This is a genomic window from Streptomyces megasporus, from assembly GCF_000718985.1.
GTDB classification, from domain to species: domain Bacteria; phylum Actinomycetota; class Actinomycetes; order Streptomycetales; family Streptomycetaceae; genus Streptomyces; species Streptomyces megasporus.
This window is the reverse complement of sequence record NZ_JODL01000020.1, coordinates 37599-55401: the sequence shown is the minus strand read 5'-3', so window position 1 is coordinate 55401 and position 17803 is coordinate 37599. Positions and strand designations below refer to the sequence as shown.

The 17803-nt window shown below is 75.4% G+C and carries 14 protein-coding genes; 5 read left to right on the top strand and 9 right to left on the bottom strand.

The window, feature by feature from the left end; all coding sequences use genetic code 11:
* The first annotated feature begins 9 nt into the window (after nt 1–9).
* Nucleotides 10–1050 carry an MBL fold metallo-hydrolase gene (locus tag IF47_RS0117845; protein WP_031509811.1) on the top strand — a complete coding sequence of 347 codons (1041 nt, stop codon included), beginning with the start codon at nt 10–12 and terminating at the stop codon, nt 1048–1050.
* A gap of 36 nt (nt 1051–1086) precedes the next feature.
* Here IF47_RS0117845 and IF47_RS0117840 read toward each other — a convergent pair whose 3' ends face one another.
* Together IF47_RS0117840 and IF47_RS0117835 are read right to left on the bottom strand one after the other, a co-directional pair.
* Nucleotides 1087–1710: a DedA family protein gene (locus IF47_RS0117840; protein WP_051717836.1), complete on the bottom strand. Its 624-nt coding sequence runs from the start codon at nt 1708–1710 to the stop codon at nt 1087–1089.
* 5 nt (nt 1711–1715) lie between these two features.
* Nucleotides 1716–2495 carry an MBL fold metallo-hydrolase gene (locus IF47_RS0117835; RefSeq protein WP_031509809.1) on the bottom strand — a complete coding sequence of 260 codons (780 nt, stop codon included), beginning with the start codon at nt 2493–2495 and terminating at the stop codon, nt 1716–1718.
* Between the two features lie 303 nt (nt 2496–2798).
* Here IF47_RS0117835 and IF47_RS0117830 point away from each other — a divergent pair, with 303 nt between their 5' ends.
* From IF47_RS0117830 to IF47_RS0117815, 4 genes are all read left to right on the top strand, one after another.
* Complete coding sequence (locus IF47_RS0117830; RefSeq protein WP_031509808.1) at nt 2799–4871, top strand: phage holin family protein; 2073 nt, start codon at nt 2799–2801, stop codon at nt 4869–4871.
* Between the two features lie 105 nt (nt 4872–4976).
* A complete protein-coding gene (locus IF47_RS0117825; protein ID WP_037732872.1) occupies nt 4977–5789 on the top strand; it encodes an alpha/beta fold hydrolase in 813 nt (270 codons plus the stop codon).
* Nucleotides 5786–6238: an ArsR family transcriptional regulator gene (locus IF47_RS0117820; RefSeq protein WP_037732849.1), complete on the top strand. Its 453-nt coding sequence runs from the start codon at nt 5786–5788 to the stop codon at nt 6236–6238. Before IF47_RS0117825 ends, IF47_RS0117820 begins: the two co-directional genes overlap by 4 nt.
* Nucleotides 6235–7266, top strand: coding sequence for an amidohydrolase family protein (locus IF47_RS0117815; protein WP_051717834.1), 1032 nt, complete (start codon nt 6235–6237; stop codon nt 7264–7266). The genes IF47_RS0117820 and IF47_RS0117815 overlap by 4 nt, the downstream gene beginning before the upstream one ends.
* Nucleotides 7267–7364: 98 nt before the next feature.
* Here IF47_RS0117815 and IF47_RS0117810 read toward each other — a convergent pair whose 3' ends face one another.
* Genes IF47_RS0117810 through IF47_RS0117775 form a run of 7 tightly spaced genes read right to left on the bottom strand, consistent with a single transcriptional unit; the run spans nt 7365 to nt 17803 of the window.
* Entirely contained in the window at nt 7365–8294 is a 930-nt protein-coding gene (locus IF47_RS0117810; RefSeq protein ID WP_078591924.1) for an enoyl-CoA hydratase/isomerase family protein, read from the bottom strand.
* A complete protein-coding gene (locus IF47_RS31615; protein ID WP_245641152.1) occupies nt 8291–11800 on the bottom strand; it encodes a CocE/NonD family hydrolase in 3510 nt (1169 codons plus the stop codon). Before IF47_RS31615 ends, IF47_RS0117810 begins: the two co-directional genes overlap by 4 nt.
* Nucleotides 11797–12669, bottom strand: coding sequence for an SDR family NAD(P)-dependent oxidoreductase (locus IF47_RS0117795; RefSeq protein WP_078591923.1), 873 nt, complete (start codon nt 12667–12669; stop codon nt 11797–11799). The genes IF47_RS31615 and IF47_RS0117795 overlap by 4 nt, the downstream gene beginning before the upstream one ends.
* Complete coding sequence (locus IF47_RS0117790; RefSeq protein WP_245641151.1) at nt 12666–14258, bottom strand: SDR family NAD(P)-dependent oxidoreductase; 1593 nt, start codon at nt 14256–14258, stop codon at nt 12666–12668. Before IF47_RS0117790 ends, IF47_RS0117795 begins: the two co-directional genes overlap by 4 nt.
* Nucleotides 14255–15586 carry a beta-ketoacyl synthase gene (locus IF47_RS0117785; RefSeq protein ID WP_051717833.1) on the bottom strand — a complete coding sequence of 444 codons (1332 nt, stop codon included), beginning with the start codon at nt 15584–15586 and terminating at the stop codon, nt 14255–14257. Before IF47_RS0117785 ends, IF47_RS0117790 begins: the two co-directional genes overlap by 4 nt.
* Nucleotides 15576–16898 (bottom strand): beta-ketoacyl-[acyl-carrier-protein] synthase family protein, encoded by a 1323-nt coding sequence (locus IF47_RS0117780; RefSeq protein WP_031509800.1) that lies wholly within the window; start codon nt 16896–16898, stop codon nt 15576–15578. Before IF47_RS0117780 ends, IF47_RS0117785 begins: the two co-directional genes overlap by 11 nt.
* Nucleotides 16895–17803, bottom strand: coding sequence for an SDR family NAD(P)-dependent oxidoreductase (locus IF47_RS0117775; protein ID WP_245641150.1), 909 nt, complete (start codon nt 17801–17803; stop codon nt 16895–16897). Before IF47_RS0117775 ends, IF47_RS0117780 begins: the two co-directional genes overlap by 4 nt.

Here is a 17803-nt window from a genome sequence, read left to right as displayed (position 1 = left end):
GAGCCCCGCATGACCCAACGGACCAGGAAACCCGCCCACGTCCTCCACGACGCCCCGCGTCCCGGGCCCGCCCCGTCCGCGCCCCGACCGATCGGCGAACCGCGCACCTGGCCGTCCTCCTTCGCCGACCGGCTCACCGACCCGCTGCCCGGCATACGCTCGCTGGCGCGCGTGGCCCGGGAGGGCACCACGCGCCCCGATCCCGCCTCGCTCCGCGACATCCCCCACGTGCCCGTCGAGCGGGGCCCCCTGCCGCGGGTCGACGCCGACACCGTCGCCGTCACCTGGGTCGGACACGCCTCGTGGGTGGTGCGCGTGGGCGGTCTGACCGTCCTGACCGACCCCGTCTGGTCCCGCCGCATCCTGGGCACCCCGGCCCGGATCACCCCGGTCGGCGTCCCCTGGGAGGACCTGCCCCGCGTCGACGCCGTGGTGATCTCCCACAACCACTACGACCACCTCGACCTGCCCACCCTGAAACGGCTGCCCCGCGACACCCCGCTGTTCGTCCCGGCCGGACTCGGCGCCTGGTGCCGGCGCCGCCGCTTCACCCGCGTCACCGAACTGGACTGGTGGGAGGCGGCCGAGCTGCCCTCGCCGGGCGGCGGCGCCGTGCGGTTCGACTTCGTCCCCGCCCACCACTGGTCGCGGCGCACCCTGACCGACACCTGCCGCTCGCTGTGGGGCGGCTGGGTGCTCACCGACCGCCACGGCCGGCGCGTCCACTTCGCGGGCGACACCGGATACGGCCACTGGTTCGCCGAGATCGGGCGCCGGCTGCCCGGCATCGACCTGGCCCTGCTGCCGATCGGCGCCTACGCCCCGCGCTGGATGCTCCGCCCCGTCCACACCGACCCCGAGGAGGCCGTCGCCGCCTGCCTCGACCTCGGCGCGCGGCGCATGGCCCCCATGCACTGGGGCACCTTCCTGCTCTCGGCCGAGCCTCCGCTGGAACCGCTGATCCGGGTGCGGGCCGCCTGGGAGGCCGCGGGCCGTCCGCGCGAGGACCTGTGGGACCTGCCGATCGGGGCGTCGAGAGTGCTGGACTGACGGCCGTTCCCCAAGGACCCGCCGGAAAGGGGACGGCTACCGGGAGGCCCGGGCGGAACGCAGCCGCCGCCACACCGACGGCGCCGCGCCGATCAGCAGCGTCAACCCCACCGCCGCGGCCACGCCCTCCCACGGCTCGGGGAACAGCGACCCGCCCAGCACGCCGATCAACTGGTAGGTCGCCGCCCAGGCCAGACACGCCGGCACGTCACCGCGCACGAAGGAACGCATCGGCATCCGCGACAGGAGGCAGGCGACCATCACCGGAATCCGCCCGGCCGGCACCAACCGGGAGAGCACCAGCACCGTCACCCCGTGCTCGTCCAGCTTCCGGCGGGCCGCCACCAGCCGATCGGGCTCGGCCCTGGAGCGCAGCCACTCCCGCCAACGCGTGCCGACCCCCGACCGCTCACCGCGCTGCCCCAGCCAGTACAGGCCCAGGTCGCCGAGGAACGCGGCCGTCGCCGCCACCACGAACACCAGCAGCAGCGAGAGCGCCGGGAGACCGCTGTGGAAGGCCACCACCGCCGCCCCGCTGACCACCGCCCCCGTCGGCACCACGGGCACCAGGGAGCCGAACACCACCAGCAGGAACAGCGATGGATAGCCGGCCTCCCCCGGCACCACCTGGGCCGGGAACTCCTGTATCGCGGCGAGCAACGCCTCTAACACCCCTCGTCCCCCAGCCGCACGCTCTCGCCGTGCTCCAACCGGTGCACCGCCGCCTCGGGCGCCGCCCGCGCCGCCAGCCGGACGAACTCGTCACCGGGGGAGTGGAACTCGTGCGGGCGGACCGCGTCCAGGCCGATCGGCCAGTACGTGCCGTAGTGGACCGGCACCGCGCGGGGCGCCTTCAGCCTGGCCAGCGCCTCGGCGGCCCGCCGCGCGTTGAGGTGTCCCTCGCCCAGCCGCGGCCCCCAGCCGCCCACGGGCAGCAGCGCCACGTCCACCTCGCCCACCGCGTCCGCCATGGCGTCGAACAGCCCCGTGTCCCCGGCGAAGTACGTCCGGGCCTCGCCCTCCACCACGTAGCCGAGCGCGGGGGCCAGTCGCGGCCCGTACGGCAGCCGCCGCCCGTCGTGCAGCGCGGGCACCACACGGACGTCCACCGGACCGACGCGCACCAGGTCGCCCACGTCCACCTCCTGGAGCCGCAGCCGCTCCGCCAGCCGTCGCAGTCCCGCCACCGAGGCGAGCGCGCCGCGCGGCACGACCACCCGTGTCCCGGGCTCCAGCCGGGCCAGGGAGGGCAGGTGCAGGTGGTCGGCGTGCAGGTGCGAGACCAGCGCCACGTCCACCTGCGCCACCGACTCGGGCGGCAGATCCCCGCGGCGTCTGCGCAGATGGGCCAGCCGGCGGACGAAGAGCGGGTCGGTGAGCACCGTCACACCGGAGTCCCGCACGGTCGCCGTCGCGTGTCCCCACCAAGTGATCTCCACCGGCACTCGGACTCTCCTTCCGTCCGCTCGCCCCGTTCCCGCACCGATCCTCTCATCATTCCCCTCCGGTGCCCCGTCCTCCTCGCCGCGCCCCCGGCCGCCCCCCGGTCGGGACCGGGTGCGCCCCCGGCCGGGTGGCCCACTGTGGAAAAGTGGAACGTGCCGCCGCAACCGGGGCCACACCCGGACCGACGGTCACACACGGTCGCACAGGGACGCGAAACCGGCGGGGCCGGCGGCCCGTCGGCGCGCCCCCGAGAGGAGCGCGTGGAGCAGGGGAAACACGAGGAAAGGCGGGACGGCGTGCGGATGGCAGCCTGGCGCAGGGCGGGCGGCGCGGTGCTGCGCGTGCTGGTCGTATGGGCGGTGAGCACCCTCACCATGCTCGTGCTCGCCGGAGTGCTGCCCGACTTCCGCATCCAGTCCGCCGACGGGGACTCCGCGACCCGCATCGGGATCACCGCCGCCGTGGCGGCCGGCGCCTTCGGCCTGCTCGGCGCGCTGGTGTGGCCCGTGCTGGTCAGAGCGCTGCTGCTGGTGCCCGCCCTGGTGCTGGGCCTGCTGGTGTTCTTCCTCAACGGCTCGCTGCTGTGGATCGCGCTCAGCCTCCTCCCCGACGGCAGGGGCGAGGCCGATCCCCGGACCGCCGTGGTGGTCGCCGCCGTGATGTCCGCGACCTCCTCGGCGGCCAGCACCTTCCTGGCCGTCCGCGACGACGGGGCCTACCGCCGGCGCATGGCCCGGCTCGCCGACCGCCGCTGGCGCCGCGCCGGACGCCGGGAGCCGCCCACCACCCCCGGCACCGTCTTCCTCCAACTCGACGGGATCGGCCACGACGTGCTGCGCGACGCGATCGCCGCGCCCGAGGACGGCGAGCCGCTGATGCCCACCGTCGCCGCCATGTGCCGCGACACCCACCGCCTCGTCCCCTGGCACACCGACTGGTCCAGCCAGACCGGCGCCAGCCAGCTCGGCATCCTGCACGGCTCCAACGAGGACGTGCCCGCCTTCCGCTGGTACGAAAAGGAGACCGGCGAGGTGATGATCAGCAACCGGCCCAGCAGCGCCGCCGAACTCCAGCGCCGCGCCGCCGCCCGCAGCGGACACCCCGGACTCCTCGCCCACGACGGCGCCAGCCGCGGCAACCTCTTCAGCGGCGGAGCCGCCCAGGTCGCCCTGGTGCTCTCCGTCTCCGCCCGCCGCGGCCGGCACAACCGCTCCCGCGCCGGCTACTTCGCGTACTTCTCCGACCCCGCCAACGCCACCCGCACCGCCGCCTCCTTCGTCGTCGAGGTCGTCCGCGAGCTCCTCCAGGCCGGCCGGGCCCGGCTGAGCGGAGAGCGGCCCCGCGTGGGGCGCGGCGGGCTCTACCCCTTCATCCGGGCCTTCGCCACCGTCGTCGAGCGGGACGTGGTGGTCGCCGCCGTCCTCGGCGACATGCTCAACGGACGGACGGCCGTCTACGCCGACCTGGTCGCCTACGACGAGGTGGCCCACCACTCCGGCCCCCGCGGTCGCGACACCCACCAGGTGCTGCGGAGGCTCGACCGGTCCGTCGCCCTCATCGCCAAGGTCGCCGAGCGGGCCCCCCGCCCCTACCGCCTGGTGCTCCTCTCCGACCACGGACAGAGTCCCGGCGAACCCTTCGCCGCGCGGTACGGGCTCACCCTGGAGGACCTGGTGCGCGCCGGATGCGGGCTGCCCGTCTCCCGACGCGCCCGGCGGTCGGCCAGCGGGGCCGAGGCCCGCGCCGCCGCGCGGGCCGCCCTCCACCGGCCCGAGGACGGGCACGGCGCCGAACCGCACCGGGTCACCGGCCCCGGACCGGTGGTGCTGGGGTCGGGCAACCTCGGACTGGTCTCCTTCCCCGGCATCCCCGGCCGCGCCACCCGCGAGGAGATCGAACGCCGCCACCCCGCCCTGCTGCGCACCCTCGCCGACCACCCCGGCATCGGCTTCCTGCTCGTCCACAGCGAACGCCACGGGCCGGTGGTCCTCGGCGCGAACGGCGGCGAGCACCGGCTCGTCACCGGCGAGGTCGTCGGCCACGACCCCCTGGCCCCCTACGGGCCGCGCGCCGCCGACCTGGTGCGGCGCACCGCCCGCTTCCCGAACGCCGCCGACGTCATGGTCAACTCCGCCCTCGACCCGGCCACCGGCGCCGTCCACGCCTTCGAGGAGCAGATCGGCTCCCACGGCGGCCTGGGCGGCGAGCAGTCCCGGGCGTTCCTGCTCTACCCGCGGCTGCTCTCCGCGCCGGACGAGCACGGCGAACTCGTCGGCGCCGAGCGGGTCCACCAGGTGCTGCGGCGCTGGCTGCGCGAGGCGGAGAACGCCCCCGCCCCGCCCGCGTCCCTCCCGGCCCGCGTTCCCCTCCGCTGACCGGCTCTCCACGGGCCGGTTCCGTCCGGGCCGGACGGCGGCAGGGTCACCCGTACGGGTGAGGAACCCTGCGCGAGCAGGGACGTTTAGTCTATTGTGAATGTGATGAATGAAGCGGAGCGTGTACTGGACAGAGGCCGGGTGAGCCTCCACTACTGGACGGGAGGGCCGCCCGGCGCCCCGCTGGTCGTGCTGACCCACGGCGCGGCCACCGACCACCGGATGTTCGACCCCCAGGTGCCCGTGCTCCACGAGCACGGCTTCCGGACCCTGCGGTGGGACGTGCGGGCGCACGGCCGCTCGCGGTCCGGACACGACCGCTTCCGGGTCCCCGACGCCGCCGAGGACATCGCGGCGCTGTTGGACCACGAGGGCGAGCGGGAGCCCGTGGTGCTGCTCGGCCAGTCCATCGGCGGCAACATCAGCCAGGAGTTCCTGCGCCGTCACCCGGAGCGGGTCGCGGCGCTGGTCGTCATCGGGGCGTCCTGCAACACCCTCCCGCTGAGCTTGCCGGACCGGATCAGCCTCGCCCTGTCCGGCCCCGCCCTGCGGCTGGTGCGGTACGGGCGCCTGGTGGACGCCATGGCCGACGCCTCGGCCGAGACCGAGGAGAGCAGGGACTACCTGCGGGAGGTGTTCCGGAAGACCGGGCGCAGGCAGTTCCTCAGCACCTGGCGGGGCGTCACCCGGGCCCTGACCCCCGACGCCGGCTACCGGATCGACAAACCGGAGCTGCTGCTGGTGGGGGAGCACGACGGCACCGGCCGAATCCGCCGGGACATGCGGCGCTGGAAGGACCGGGACCCGGACTGCGAACTCCACACCATCCCCGGCGCCGGGCACGTCGCCAACCTCGACCGGCCCGATATCGTCAACCGGTTGATCACCCGTTTCCTCGAAAAGAAGAGTCGAACATGACAGATGAGGCGGAGGCGGAGTTCATCGCCTCCCTCGGAGGCCTGATGGAGCGGTGGGGTCTGCCGCAGACCACCGGACGTCTCCTGGGCTACCTCCTGCTGCGCAACGAGCCGGTCGACCTGGACACCATGGTCAAGGACCTGGGGGCCAGCAAGAGCGGCCTGAGCGTGGCCGCCCGCCAGTTGGAGGCGTGGTTCCTGGTGCGCCGCAGCTCCCGCTCCGGCAGCCGCCGCGTGTGCTACGAGGTGGTCGGGGACATCGAGCGGCTGCTCACGGTCAACACCCTCCAGATCAGGAAGTTCAGCGAGGCCCTGCGCGACGGCGCCTCCGTCGCCAAGGGGCCGGCCGCGGAACGTCTGGCGGACCTGGCGGGGCTGTTCGAGGCGTACGTCAGGGAGACGACCCGGCTGGTGGAGGAGTACCAGGACGCCAGGAGGCCGACGGCATGACCGACCCCGCGACCGGCGCCGCGGCTCCCGCCGTACCCGCCGCCCCCGTCGTCGACGCGTGCGCGCTGCTGTACGACAACGCCTCCTGGCGCGCCTACCTGCGACGCTTCACCCACGGCGCCGCGGAGTACCTGGACGTGTTCTCGAAGTCCTTCGCCCGGTTCTTCGGCGCCGACCACGGCGCGTACCGCGCGGCGCTCGCGGACGGCTGGGAGGCGGCGGTGGACGTGCTGCTGCCGCGGGACCGACCCGAACCGGACCTGGCGGCGTACCTGGCCGACCGCGCCGCGCAGGGCGTCGTCGCCGAGATCGCCATGGGCAGCCCCGAGCGGCTGCCCGACGGCGACACCGTCAACGACCGGGTGCTCGACCTGACCTCCCGGTTCCGCGACCGGGTCCGGGTGTGGGCCGGGATCGCGCTGGGGGACACGGGCGCGGCGCTGGCGGAGCTGGACCGCGCCGTGCGGGCCGGGGCCACCGGACTGTGCGTCATACCCTTCCTCGACGGGACCGACGCGGCCGACCCCGCGCACACCCCGGTGTTCGGCGCCGCCGCCGAGGCCGACCTGCCCGTCTGGCTGCACACCGGACACCACTTCGCGGCCGGCCGCCCCACCGGGATCGGAAGCTGGCGCACCCTGGAGGCCCTGGCCGCCCGCCATCCGCGGCTGACCCTCGTGGCCGGGCACGCGGGCTGGCCGGACGTCATGGAGACGCTGCTGACGGCCGCCCGCCACCCCCGGGTGTACCTGGAGTTCTCCTCCCACCGGGCACGGAACATGGCCTCGCCCGGCTCCGGCTGGGAGCCCCTGCTGCACCACGCCCGCACCCTCGCCCGGCACCGCGTGCTGTTCGGCACCTCCACCTGGGTGAACCCGCTGCCCGTGGGCGTCCTCGCCGCCGAGGTCGAGGCCCTGGGACTGGGAGAGGAGATCACCGCGGACTGGCTGTCCGGGAACGCCCTGCGCATGCTGGACGGCCCGCGCCGGCACCGACGCCCGGCTCCGGCGGTCACAGGGACGGGGTGACCGCCGGAAGCCGGGCGGAACGGGCGGGAGGGACGTGACGCCGCGCCCTCCCGCCCGTGGTCGGGGGCGGCCCCGGGGGAGCGGGCCGCCCCCGGGACTCAGCGGCCCTCGAAGCGGGGCGGACGCCGCGCGACGAAGGCGTCCAGGCCCTCGGCGGCGTCGCGCACCTCGTCGTGGGTGCGCAGGTGGTACGCGTCCTGGAGCCGCAGACCGTACTCGGCCGGCTGCCCCCAGGACCGCTCCCGCAGCTCCTTGAACAGGCCCACCGAACGGGTGGGCAGGGCGGCGAAGCGCCGCGCCGTCTCCGCCAGCTCCGCCTCGAAGGAGGCCGCCGGGACCACCCGGTCCACCAGCCCCAGGGAGAGCGCCTCGGCGGCGGGCACCATCCGCCCGGTCAGGTAGATCTCGGTCGCCCGCGCCGGGCCGACCAGCCGGGACATCAGGACGACGTTGCCCACGTGTCCGACGGAGGCCAGCCGGCTGCCGATCGCCGCGGTGTCGTCCGCCAGCCGGTAGTCCGCCGCGCAGGCGATCTCCGCACCGGCCCCGGCCGTCGCCCCGGTCAACCCCACCACCACCGGCTTCGGCAGGTGGAGCATCTGCTCGCAGATGCGCAGGTAGTGGGCGTCGGAGGTGACGGGGTCGAAGGGCACGTCGGCGCGGTCGCCGTCGAGCCAGCGCCGCACGCTGGGCACGTCGTCCCCGGCGCAGAAGGCCGGTCCGGAACCACGCAGCACCACGGCGCGCACCCGGTGGTCGGCGCCGGCCCGCACCAGGCCCTCCAGCAGGGCGCCGGACAGGGGGAGGGTGAGGGCGTTGCGTCGTTCGGGCCGGTCCAGCCGGAGCACGGCCACGCCCTCGTGGAGGGAGGCCAGCAGCGGCACCGCGGGGTCGGCGGACACCCGGTCGGCGAACGCCGCGAAGCGGCCCCGGGCGCCGGGGTCCGGGCGCCCGCCGGAGGTGACGGCCCCGACGTCCGGGGCCGGGGCGGTCTCCGCGGTCTCCGTGTCGTACGCGGGAGCCGTCATGTCAGCCTCTCCATCCTCATCCGCAGACCGGCGTCCTCCCGGTCCCAGGTGTCCTCGGTGACGCCCTGCTCGCGCAGCACGTTCTTGCGGGGCTTGCCGGTGGGCGTCTTCGGCAGCTCGTCCACCACCCGCAGGTAGCGGGGCACCATGAAGTGGGCCAGTCGGTCCCGCAGGAACAGCGACAGCTCCACCGGGTCCGGGGGCTCGCGGTCGGCTTCTCGCCGTGCGCCGTCCTCCGCGTCCCCGCCGACCGGGGCGACGACGAGCAGCACCTCGTCCTCCCCGCCGTCACCGGGGACGGCCACCGCGGCGGCCTCCCGCACCCGGGGGTGGGCCAGTGCCTGCCGCTCCACCTCGAACGAGGAGATGTTCTCGCCGCGGCGGCGGATCGCGTCCTTGAGGCGGTCGACGAAGACCAGACCGCCGTCGGGCAGCCGCCGGAAGGCGTCACCGGTGTGGAACCAGCCGTTGCGCCACGCCCGTTCGGTCTCCTCCGGCCGGCCCAGATAGCCGTGCGCGAAGGACCAGGGCCGCTCCGGGCGGAGCAGCAGCTCGCCGGTCTCCCCGTCGGGCACCTCCCGGTCGTGCTCGTCCACCACCCGGGCCGCGATCCCCGGGCGGGGCTTCCCGCAGTACATGGGGACGGCCGGGTCGGGCTCGGAGATCACCGGGCACGACACCTCGGTCATGTTGAACAGGGCCCGCACCCGCACCCCGAAGCGCTCGGCGAAGGCGACCGTGTCCCCGCCCAGCGGGATGACGAACGCCTCCCGCAGGGGGTTGTCCGCGTCGTCCGGGCGCGGCGGCTCCTTGAGGAGGTAGGTCGCCATGACCCCCAGCAGGGTGCACATGGTGGTGCCGGTGCGCCGCACCAGCGGCCAGAACTCCCCGGTCCGGAAGGACGGGACCACCGTGATCGAGGCCCCGTGGACGAGCATCCCGTACGCGCCGATGGTGCCGCCCGCGTGGAACAGCGGGAGTTGCAGCAGGTAGCGGTCCCGCCGGGTGGTGCGGCCGTGGAAGGCGGCGGTGCAACTGCTGTACAGGTGCGCGTAGGAGGACAGCACGCCCTTGGAGGGGCCGGTGGTGCCGGAGGTGTAGATCACGGTCTGCGTGTCCCAGGGCTCCGGTGCCGGCACCGGCGGGGCGAAACGCTCGGCGGAGCCGTCGAGGCCGACGACGACGTGCAGTTCCGTGGCGGCCAGCTCGTCCAGCGCCGCGCACAGCTCGTCGGCGGAGTCCTCCGGCCCCGGCAGGAGCACCACGGTGCGCAGCTTTGCCGTGGCCAGACCGGTCAGCCGCCGGGCGAGGGCCGGACGGGTCACCAGCAGGCCGGCCCCGCTGTCGGCCAGGACGTGCTCCAGCATCGCCCCCCGGTAGGAGACGTTGACCGGCACCACCACCGCGCCCGCGAGATTGCCGCCGAACCACGACCGCAGGGCGTCGGCCCCGTTGGGCAGCCAGGTCATCACCCGGTCCCCGCGGGCGACGCCCAACGACTGCAGGGCCGCCGCGGCCGCCGCCGACTCCTCCCAGGTCCGGGCGTAGGTCCACTCCTCCCCGCCCGGCATGACCGCGTAGACGTCCCGGGGACGTTCCGCGGCGCGGCGTCGCAGCAGCGGCTCAAGGACGCACTGCTCGGCGGTCGGCACCCGAGGGTCGTCGGGGGCGAGGATGTCGCCGGGGACGTCGCCGAGGACGTCCCCGACGGTGTTCTCGGGAATGTCCCCGGGGACGTCCACCGCGCTCGGACCCTCCGCGCCCGCCTCCGGCACGGCGGTCGCCGTCGTCCCGTCCGCCCGGTCCGGGGCCTTCGGGTGCGGCCGGACCTGCAACCGCAGTACCGAGGGGTGGGAGGGGCCGTGCCGCACGGTCTGCCGGGCGGTGACCGGGATGGTCGCCAGTCCCGGGGCCTCGCCGGTGTTGGGATTGCGGTCCAGATGGGGGAAGTTGCTGCTGGTGACGTGGAGCCGTATCCGGTGGCCGGCCGGGAACCGCCAGGCGGTGTCGCCGAGCGGGACGTGGACCTCGGTGACCGCGTCCTCGTCGAGCCCGGTGAGCCGGACGTTGCCCTCGGCGACGAGCACGGAACGGCCGTCGGGGTGGACGTCGGTGAGCTTGGCCACCACGTCCGTGGAGGGGGCGTCGGAGGCGAAGAACAGCTCGACCCGGTGACGCCCGACGGCGTCCAGCGGGCTCTCCAGCGGGGCGGAGGTGTAGCAGAGCACGTCGGACCGCTTCTCCAGGTGGCTCTGGTCCAGCGGGCCCGCGACGAGCCGCCCGAGCTGCAACACCCGGCCCCCGTGGGTGGGCACGGGGTCCTGCGGGTCGTAGCGGAAGGTGTCCTCGCCGTCGGTGCGCGGCACGGCCCCGGACAGCAGCCGGCCGTCGCCCTCGGCGGTCCGCGCGGCGCCGCCGGACAGGTGCCAGGTGCGGTACTCGCACTCGGGGGGCGGCCAGCTCTCCGCGTCCCGCCACTCGTCGGCGCCCATCAGGAAGTAGCGGACCGGCGGCGGGGCGGGGGTCTCGGAGCCGTCGCCGGGACGCAGGTGCCGGTCGAAGAAGTCCAGGTGGAGGTCGGCGAGCCGGCTGCCCTGCGCGGAGCCGTACAGACCGGTGTTGAGCTGGCCCTGCACCTGGGGGAGTTGGCCGGAGTGCACCCACGGCCCCATGACCAGCCGGTGCCGGCCGGGCTCGGGGTCCTGTCCGCGCATCCTGCGGTGCAGCTCGACGGTGCCGTGGGCGAACACGTCGTACCAGCCGCCCACCGACAGGGTGGGGACGTCGATGGACGAGTACCGGTACTCGACCATGGTGCGGGCCCTGCCCTCCAGCACGTCCCGCAGCCGACCGGGGAAGCCCTCGTGGTCCAGGACGCCGGTCAGCGGCCACCGCCGCAGGATCTCCTCGGGATCGGTGAGCAGCCGCACGGCCTCGGCCACGGTGCGCGGATCGACCGGCTCGCCCGCCGCCGCGCACCGCTGCACCCACTCCAGGGCGGTCAGGGCGAGCCAGCTCGTGACGTGGTCCAGCCGCAGCGCGCCGCCGGTCTGCTCCGCGTCCAGCTCCGCCGAGGTGGACATGGCCGGGGCGATGGCCCGCAGGTGCGGGGGCTTCTCCATCGCGGCCAGCCACTGGACGATGGCCTGGTAGGAGGTGCCCGCCATCGCGACGTTGCCGTCGCACCACGGCTGGGCGGCGACCCACTCCACGCTGTCGTACCCGTCGGGGCCCTCGCGCTCCCAGGCCAGCGGGGCCCAGTCGCCCTCGGAGCGGAACCGGCCCCGGGTGTCCTGGACGACGGCCGCGTAGCCGCGCTCCACGCACTGGGCCGGGGTGAGGGTGGCCAGCCCCAGGGTGGACTTGCCGTAGGGGGTGCGGAAGAGGACCGCGGGCCGGGCCCGGTCGTCGTCGGGCCGCCACACGTCGGCGCGCAGCACCACGCCGTCGCGCATCGCGACCGGTACGTCGTGCTCCACCCGGGTGGCGGTGGTCGCTGTGCTCATCGAGTGCCGTTCTCCCTTTCGCCGGACTCACCGGATGCGCCGGACTCACCGGATCCACCGGGTCCACCGGATCCACCGGATTCGCCGGAGGCGAGGGCGAGGTGACGGGTCATGGCCGCCGCCGCGTCGGCGCGGCCGGCCGTGGGCTCCACCCGCAGCAGGGGGCCGGTGCTGACCCGGGCGGGCCGGGACACCAGCCACGCCACGGTCTCCGCGATGTCCTCCGGGGTGAGGAGCTCCTCGCGCTCCACCCCCAGCCCCTCGGGGCGGGCGGCCAGCCGGGTGTCCACCCAGCCGGGACTGACCGCCACGGCACGGATCCCGTGGTCGCGGTTCTCCTGGTGGATCAGCTCGGTCAGCCGGTTGAGCGCGTGCTTGCTGACGCCGTACGCGCCGCTGCCGGGGACGACCTCGGCGCCCACGCCCGAGCCGATGTTGACGATCCAGCCGCGCCGCCGGGCGCGCATGCCGGGCAGCACCAGACGGGCCAGCAGGAACGGCACGGTCAGGTTGAGCCGCAACTGCCGCTCCCAGTGCCGGGGATCGGTCTCGTGCACCCGGGACAGACGGATCGCGGCGGCGCTGCACACCAGCAGGTCCACCGGGCCGAGCTCCGCCTCGGTGCGGGACACCGCCTCGGCCGGCCCGTCGTCGGCGCCCAGGTCGACGCGGAGCTCCAGGGCCCGGCCGCCGCGGGCGCGCACGGCGGCGGCCGTCTCCGCCAGTTCGGCGGCGCGCCGACCGACCAGCGCCACCGAGGTGCCCGGCGCGGCGAGCGCCACGGCGGTGGCGGCGCCGATGCCCGACGACGCCCCGGCGACCAGCGCCACCGAGGGCCCCGGCCGCGCCTCGTCCACGGACCCGCTCACCGTCCCGCCTCCTGCCCGAGGGAGCCGTCGGCGGCGTTCCACAGGGGCGCCGCGCCGAGCAGGCCGAAACCGCCGTCCACCCGGGGCGCGACACCGGTGAGGTGGGCCGCGGACGGGCTGAGGAGGTGCCCCAGCACCGTGGCCACCTCGTGCGGCCGGCCGACCCGCCCGGCGGGAATCCGACTGATCCAGCCACGCCGGTGCTCCGGGCCGGCCGCGTCCCCCATCGGCGTGTCGATGATGCCGGGCGCCACGCAGTTGGCCCGGATGCCGAACCGGGCGCGCGAGACGGCCAGGCAGCGCGCGTACTGGATCATCGCGGCCTTGCTGGCGCCGTAGTGCTCCAGGTGAGGGACGGGGGAGAAGGTGCTGCTCACGGAGGCCACCCCGGCGACGGAGCCGCGGATCCCGGCGTCCGCCCAACGGGCCGCCAACTCATCGGTCACCGTGACGAAACTCCGGAGGTTCACCGCGAAGGTGGTGCGGGCGGGGTCCGTCTCCCCGGGGCCGTCCCCGGGACCGGAGGCGAACCCCAGGTGTCCGGCCGCGTACAGCAGGCAGTCCAGGCGCTCGGCGGCCTTCCAGGCGAGACCGGCCAGATCGCCGGCCTCGTCGGCGTCCGCCAGGTCGCAGCGCAGGATGTGGGCCCGACGGCCGAATCCCTCCACCGCATGGGCCACGGCCTCCAGTTCGGTGGTGCGGCGGGCGGCGAGCACCACGTCCGCGCCGCGCTCGGCGAGGTGGAGTGCGCAGGCGCGGCCGATGCCGCTGCTGGCGCCGGCGATCAGGACCCGGAGCCCCTCGAAGTCGCGGGAGCCGGCCGCGCCCGGCGGCACGGGCGGCGCGGTGGGCCGCCGGGCGGGAGCGGCCGGACGGCGCTCCTGGTCGTCGCGGATGGCGGGGATGACCCCCAGGTCCATGCCCCCGTCCGCCCGCAGGGTCTCCGCCACCAGGTAGGAGCAGCCCCGGGAGGTCAGCAGGCTCAGGCACGAGGCGACGTCCTCGGGCGCGGTGGGCCGCCGCAGCGCCTGGTAGCGGAGCAGCCCGGCGGCCCGGTCGGCGGCCAACCGGTGTCCCAGGAAGGGCGCGTGGCCGACCTGGACGGTGTTGGCGACCACCCCGCGCGGGGCGAGGGAGGCGGCGAGCCGCTGCCACCAGGCCCGGTCGGCCGCCAGCCCGCCGTGCCGGTCCGGGTCGCTGCCGAGGTGGGTGTCGGACGAGGCGTCCGTCACCAGCACCAGCCGCCCGGCGCCCCGGTCGGCCATGGCCTCGGCCACCCGCCGGATGCGCGGGCGGTCCAGCCCCGGCGAGGGGTCGGCGCAGCCCAGCGCGTCGTTGCCGACGAGCAGCGCGCAGTAGACGTCGGCCCGGGCGTCCTCCTCCGGGTCGGCGGCCCGGAGGACCCGCAACCCGCCGGCGCCCAGGGCGCCGGCGATCTCGTCCGCCCCGTCCGCCCGGCCCGCCGCGCCCGGCCCGGAGCCGGAGGTGTCGAGGACCGCGAGCGAACCGAGCGGGGCGCGCAGGGCGGCCCACTGCTCGGGCGTCTCGGGTGTCCGTGGTGCGCTCGGTGCACCGGTCCTGGCGTTCACGGCAGTTCGCCCCCTTCGAGTTCGACGATCATGCTGGTGGCGTCCCCGCCCGCGCCGGAGGACAGCACCAGGGCCGCGTCCCCGCTCGTGGGCAGACCGCCGGCGGGCACCGGTCGGCCCGGCAGACGGTCGTAGGGGGTGCGGCAGTTGGCACTGGGGGCGATGTGCCCGTGGTGCAGCATCAGCAGGCTGGACAGCAGCTTGACCAGCCCGCCGGTGCCGGCCACGTGGCCGAACACCGCCTCCTGGTTGGTGAGCAGCAGTTCGCCGGTGTGGCCGGTGGTCTCGCGGACCAGGGTCAGCGCCTCGCACAGGTGGTCCTCGACGAAGCGGTTGCCGTCGGCGTAGTCGTTGACGAACGCCAGGTCGCCCAGGGAGCGTCCGCTGGAGCGGAGCACCGCGGCGACGTCCCCGGCCACGTTGTCGGGCGGGCCCGTGGCCACGGTGGACGGTCCGTTGCTGCGGGAGCTGTGCAGGTGCATCCGGTGACGCAGGCCCCGGCCGCCTCCCGGCCGGGCGCGGTCGTTCTCCAGGACGACGGCGATCGCCCCCTCCCCGGTGGCGTTGCCCGTCTGCACCCGGTCGTGGGGGCGCACGTCGCCGGGGTCGTCGGAGAGCGAGGACGCCCGGTAGCCGCTCCTGCCGGTGTGGGAGGTGCCCGCGACGAACACCGGGTCGGTGGTCTCGTCGACGCCCACCACCACCGCCCGGTCCACGTCCCCGCAGCGGAACATCTGCTGCACCACGTGCAGGGCCCGCAGGGCGACGTTGCAGGACCCGGCGACGCTCAGGGTGGGGCACGGGATGCCCAGGGCCGAGGAGACGGCGCCGATGACGCTCGGCGGGGTGCCCGTCATCCAGTAGGCCATGCCGAGCGCCGCGGGCCCCTCGGCGTGGACGGTGGCGTAGTACCGCTCGGTCTCCGGGAAGGCGAACTGCAGGGAGGAGGCGACGAACACGGTGCGCTCGGGATCGAGGTCCGCCGGGGACAGCCCCGCGTTCTCCAGGGCCCCGTGCACGGCGCCCATGGCGAGCAGGGCGGCGCGGGAGGAGCGCGACACGGTCTTCTCGGCCACCGGCAGGGCGGCCACCGGGTCCCAGCCGCGGACCAGGCCGGCGATGCGCAGCGGCAGCCCCGGACGGTCGTAGGGGGACAGGCAGACGGTCCCGTCGCCGACCGTCTTCCAGAAGGTGTCCAGGTCCGTGCAGGCGACCCCGCCGGGGCCGGGCAGCACCATCCCGGCGCCGGCCAGCCACAGTTCCGGGGGCGGGACGGCGCCGGTCCCACGGCCCCCACGGGACTCGGAGGACAGGGGCTCAGAGGACATCGTCACCGCCCAGCAGGAGCGCGCTGTTGACCCCGCCGATCTGGTAGTTGAAGCTCAACGCCCTGGAGAACTCCAGCTCGCGGGGCTTGTCGCCGGGCACGGGGTCGAAGGTGCACACCGGCGAGGGCCGGTCGCAGTTGGCGGTGGGACAGACCTGTCCGCGGCGCATCATCATCAGCGACAGGGCGGCCCCCAGGTTGCCCAGCGGCGCCCCGCTGTGGCCGAAGCACGCCTCCTGCGAGCTGACCAGCACCTCGGCGGACCGCTCCCCGTACAGCTCCCGCACGGCGTTGGCCTCGATGCGGGTGAACAGCCGGTCGCCCTCGGCGCCGCCGTTGATGTAGGGCACCTCGGACAGCTCGGTGCCCGTCTCGGCCAGGCAGCGGCGCGCGGCGTCCGCCAGCCCCCGGCCGCTGGTGTCGATCCCGACGGCGCTGCCCAACCCGCTGCGGGTGGTGACCTGGGAGAGGAGGGCGCCGTGCGGGCGGGCGCCGCGCCGCTCGGCGTGCTCCCGGCTCTCCAGGATCAGCGTCACCGAGCCGTCCCCGTAGTTCATGCAGTCGCCCTCCGCGTCGTACGGGCGCATCGGGCGGTCGTGCCGGGGCGCGGCCGGCGGCTCGTCGTTGTGGCGGACGGTGATGCCGCCGCGCTCGGCGACCCGGCGCAGCCGGTCGCCGTGCAGGACCCGCTCGGTGTCGAAGCGGTCCACCCCCGTCACCACGGCCAGGTCCACCTGGCCGGAGGCGATCAGGTGCCGGGCCGAGCCCAGCAGGACGGCGGAGGACGCGCAGCCGCAGCTAACCGTGTAGCTGGGGCCGGTGCTGCCGCACAGGGACGCCTGCACGGACCCGACGTCGCTGGAGGTGCCCGCGATGACCAGCCGGACGAACAGGGACTTGGCGTCCGCCGGGTCGATGGTCTCCGGATCGGCGTCGTGCCACGCCCGGTAACTGTCGTAGTTGCTGTCGACCCCGGCGCGGGCGGTGAGCACCGCCGCCGGGGCGAGGTCGCCGGCACGGAAGTCCAGCCCGGCGTCGCGGCAGGCCTCGTCCAGCGAGATCAGGCCGTACAGGTGCACGTCGGCGTAGCTGCGCAGGTGACGCCGCGGGATCTCCGGGACGCGCTCGCGGAACACCTCGGCGGCGCCGTGCACGATGCCGTGGAACAGCCCGTCGTTGTCGAGGTGGCTGATTCCGGCGGACGCGGTGCGCCACACGTCCTCGGCGGTGACCGTCGGGGCGTGCGGGCCACCGGGCAGGCAGAAGCCCATCCCGGTGACCAGCACGTCCCGGGCGTCGCGACGCGGTCTCACAGCGCCCCCGCGTCGACGTTGACGGCCTGGCCGGTCATCCCGCCCGACATGTCGGAGAGCAGGTAGAGCACCTGCGTGGCGACCTCCTCGGGGCGGACCAGCCTGCGCAGCACCGTGCTGCGCACGGCCCGGCGCAGGTAGCGCTCCCAGGTGAGGTCGGCCGGCCCGTGGTGCCGGGCGAGGCTGGCCATGAACGCGTCGCCGTACCGGCCGCCGTCGGTGGCCGCGGGGCTGTCGGTGAGCCCCGGGCAGACGGCGTTGACCCGGATGTTGAAGACGCCGAGTTCGGCGGCGAGCGCCTGGGTGAGGCCGTTGAGGCCGAACTTGGACGCGCAGTAGGCGGTGTTGGCCGGCAGCCCGCGCTTGCCGGCGATGGAGGAGACGATGACGATGCCGCCGCTGCGGCGCTCCATCATCCCCGGCACCACCTCGCGGCACACCCGGAAGGCGCCGGTCAGGTTGGTCTCCAGGGTGCGGGTCCACTGCTCCTCGGGCAGGTCGCACAGGAACGCCTGGTCACGGGCCTCCCCGGCGCAGTGCACCAGGTGGTCGAGCGGTCCGAGTTCCCGCGCGGCCTCGGCCACCGCCGCGCGGACGGCGGTGGTGTCGGTGAGGTCCGCCGGCGTGGGGACGGCGTGGCCCCCGGCCTCGGCGATCTCCTTGGCGATCCGGCGCAGCGACTCCTCGTTGCGCGCCAGCAGGGCCACCCGCGCGCCGTGCGCGGCGAGCATCCGGGCGATGACCTCGCCGATGCCGCTGCTGGCGCCCGTCACCAGGGCGGTGCGCCCGGCGAACAGGTCCGCGGCGAAGCCGCTGCCGTACTCGTGCCCCACCGTCCGGTCCGCGGCGAAGCCGCTGCCGTACTCGTGCCCCACCGTCCGGTCCGCGGTCCGCGTACCGTTCAC

Coding starts and splice junctions, on each gene's coding strand:
- IF47_RS0117830 (WP_031509808.1), top strand. CDS start 2,799: ATGGCAGCCTGGCGCAGGGCGGGCGGCGCGGTGCTGCGCGTGCTGGTC.
- IF47_RS0117845 (WP_031509811.1), top strand. CDS start 10: ATGACCCAACGGACCAGGAAACCCGCCCACGTCCTCCACGACGCCCCG.
- IF47_RS0117785 (WP_051717833.1), bottom strand. CDS start 15,586: ATGTCCTCTGAGCCCCTGTCCTCCGAGTCCCGTGGGGGCCGTGGGACC.
- IF47_RS0117815 (WP_051717834.1), top strand. CDS start 6,235: ATGACCGACCCCGCGACCGGCGCCGCGGCTCCCGCCGTACCCGCCGCC.
- IF47_RS0117810 (WP_078591924.1), bottom strand. CDS start 8,294: ATGACGGCTCCCGCGTACGACACGGAGACCGCGGAGACCGCCCCGGCC.
- IF47_RS31615 (WP_245641152.1), bottom strand. CDS start 11,800: ATGAGCACAGCGACCACCGCCACCCGGGTGGAGCACGACGTACCGGTC.
- IF47_RS0117825 (WP_037732872.1), top strand. CDS start 4,977: ATGAATGAAGCGGAGCGTGTACTGGACAGAGGCCGGGTGAGCCTCCAC.
- IF47_RS0117820 (WP_037732849.1), top strand. CDS start 5,786: ATGACAGATGAGGCGGAGGCGGAGTTCATCGCCTCCCTCGGAGGCCTG.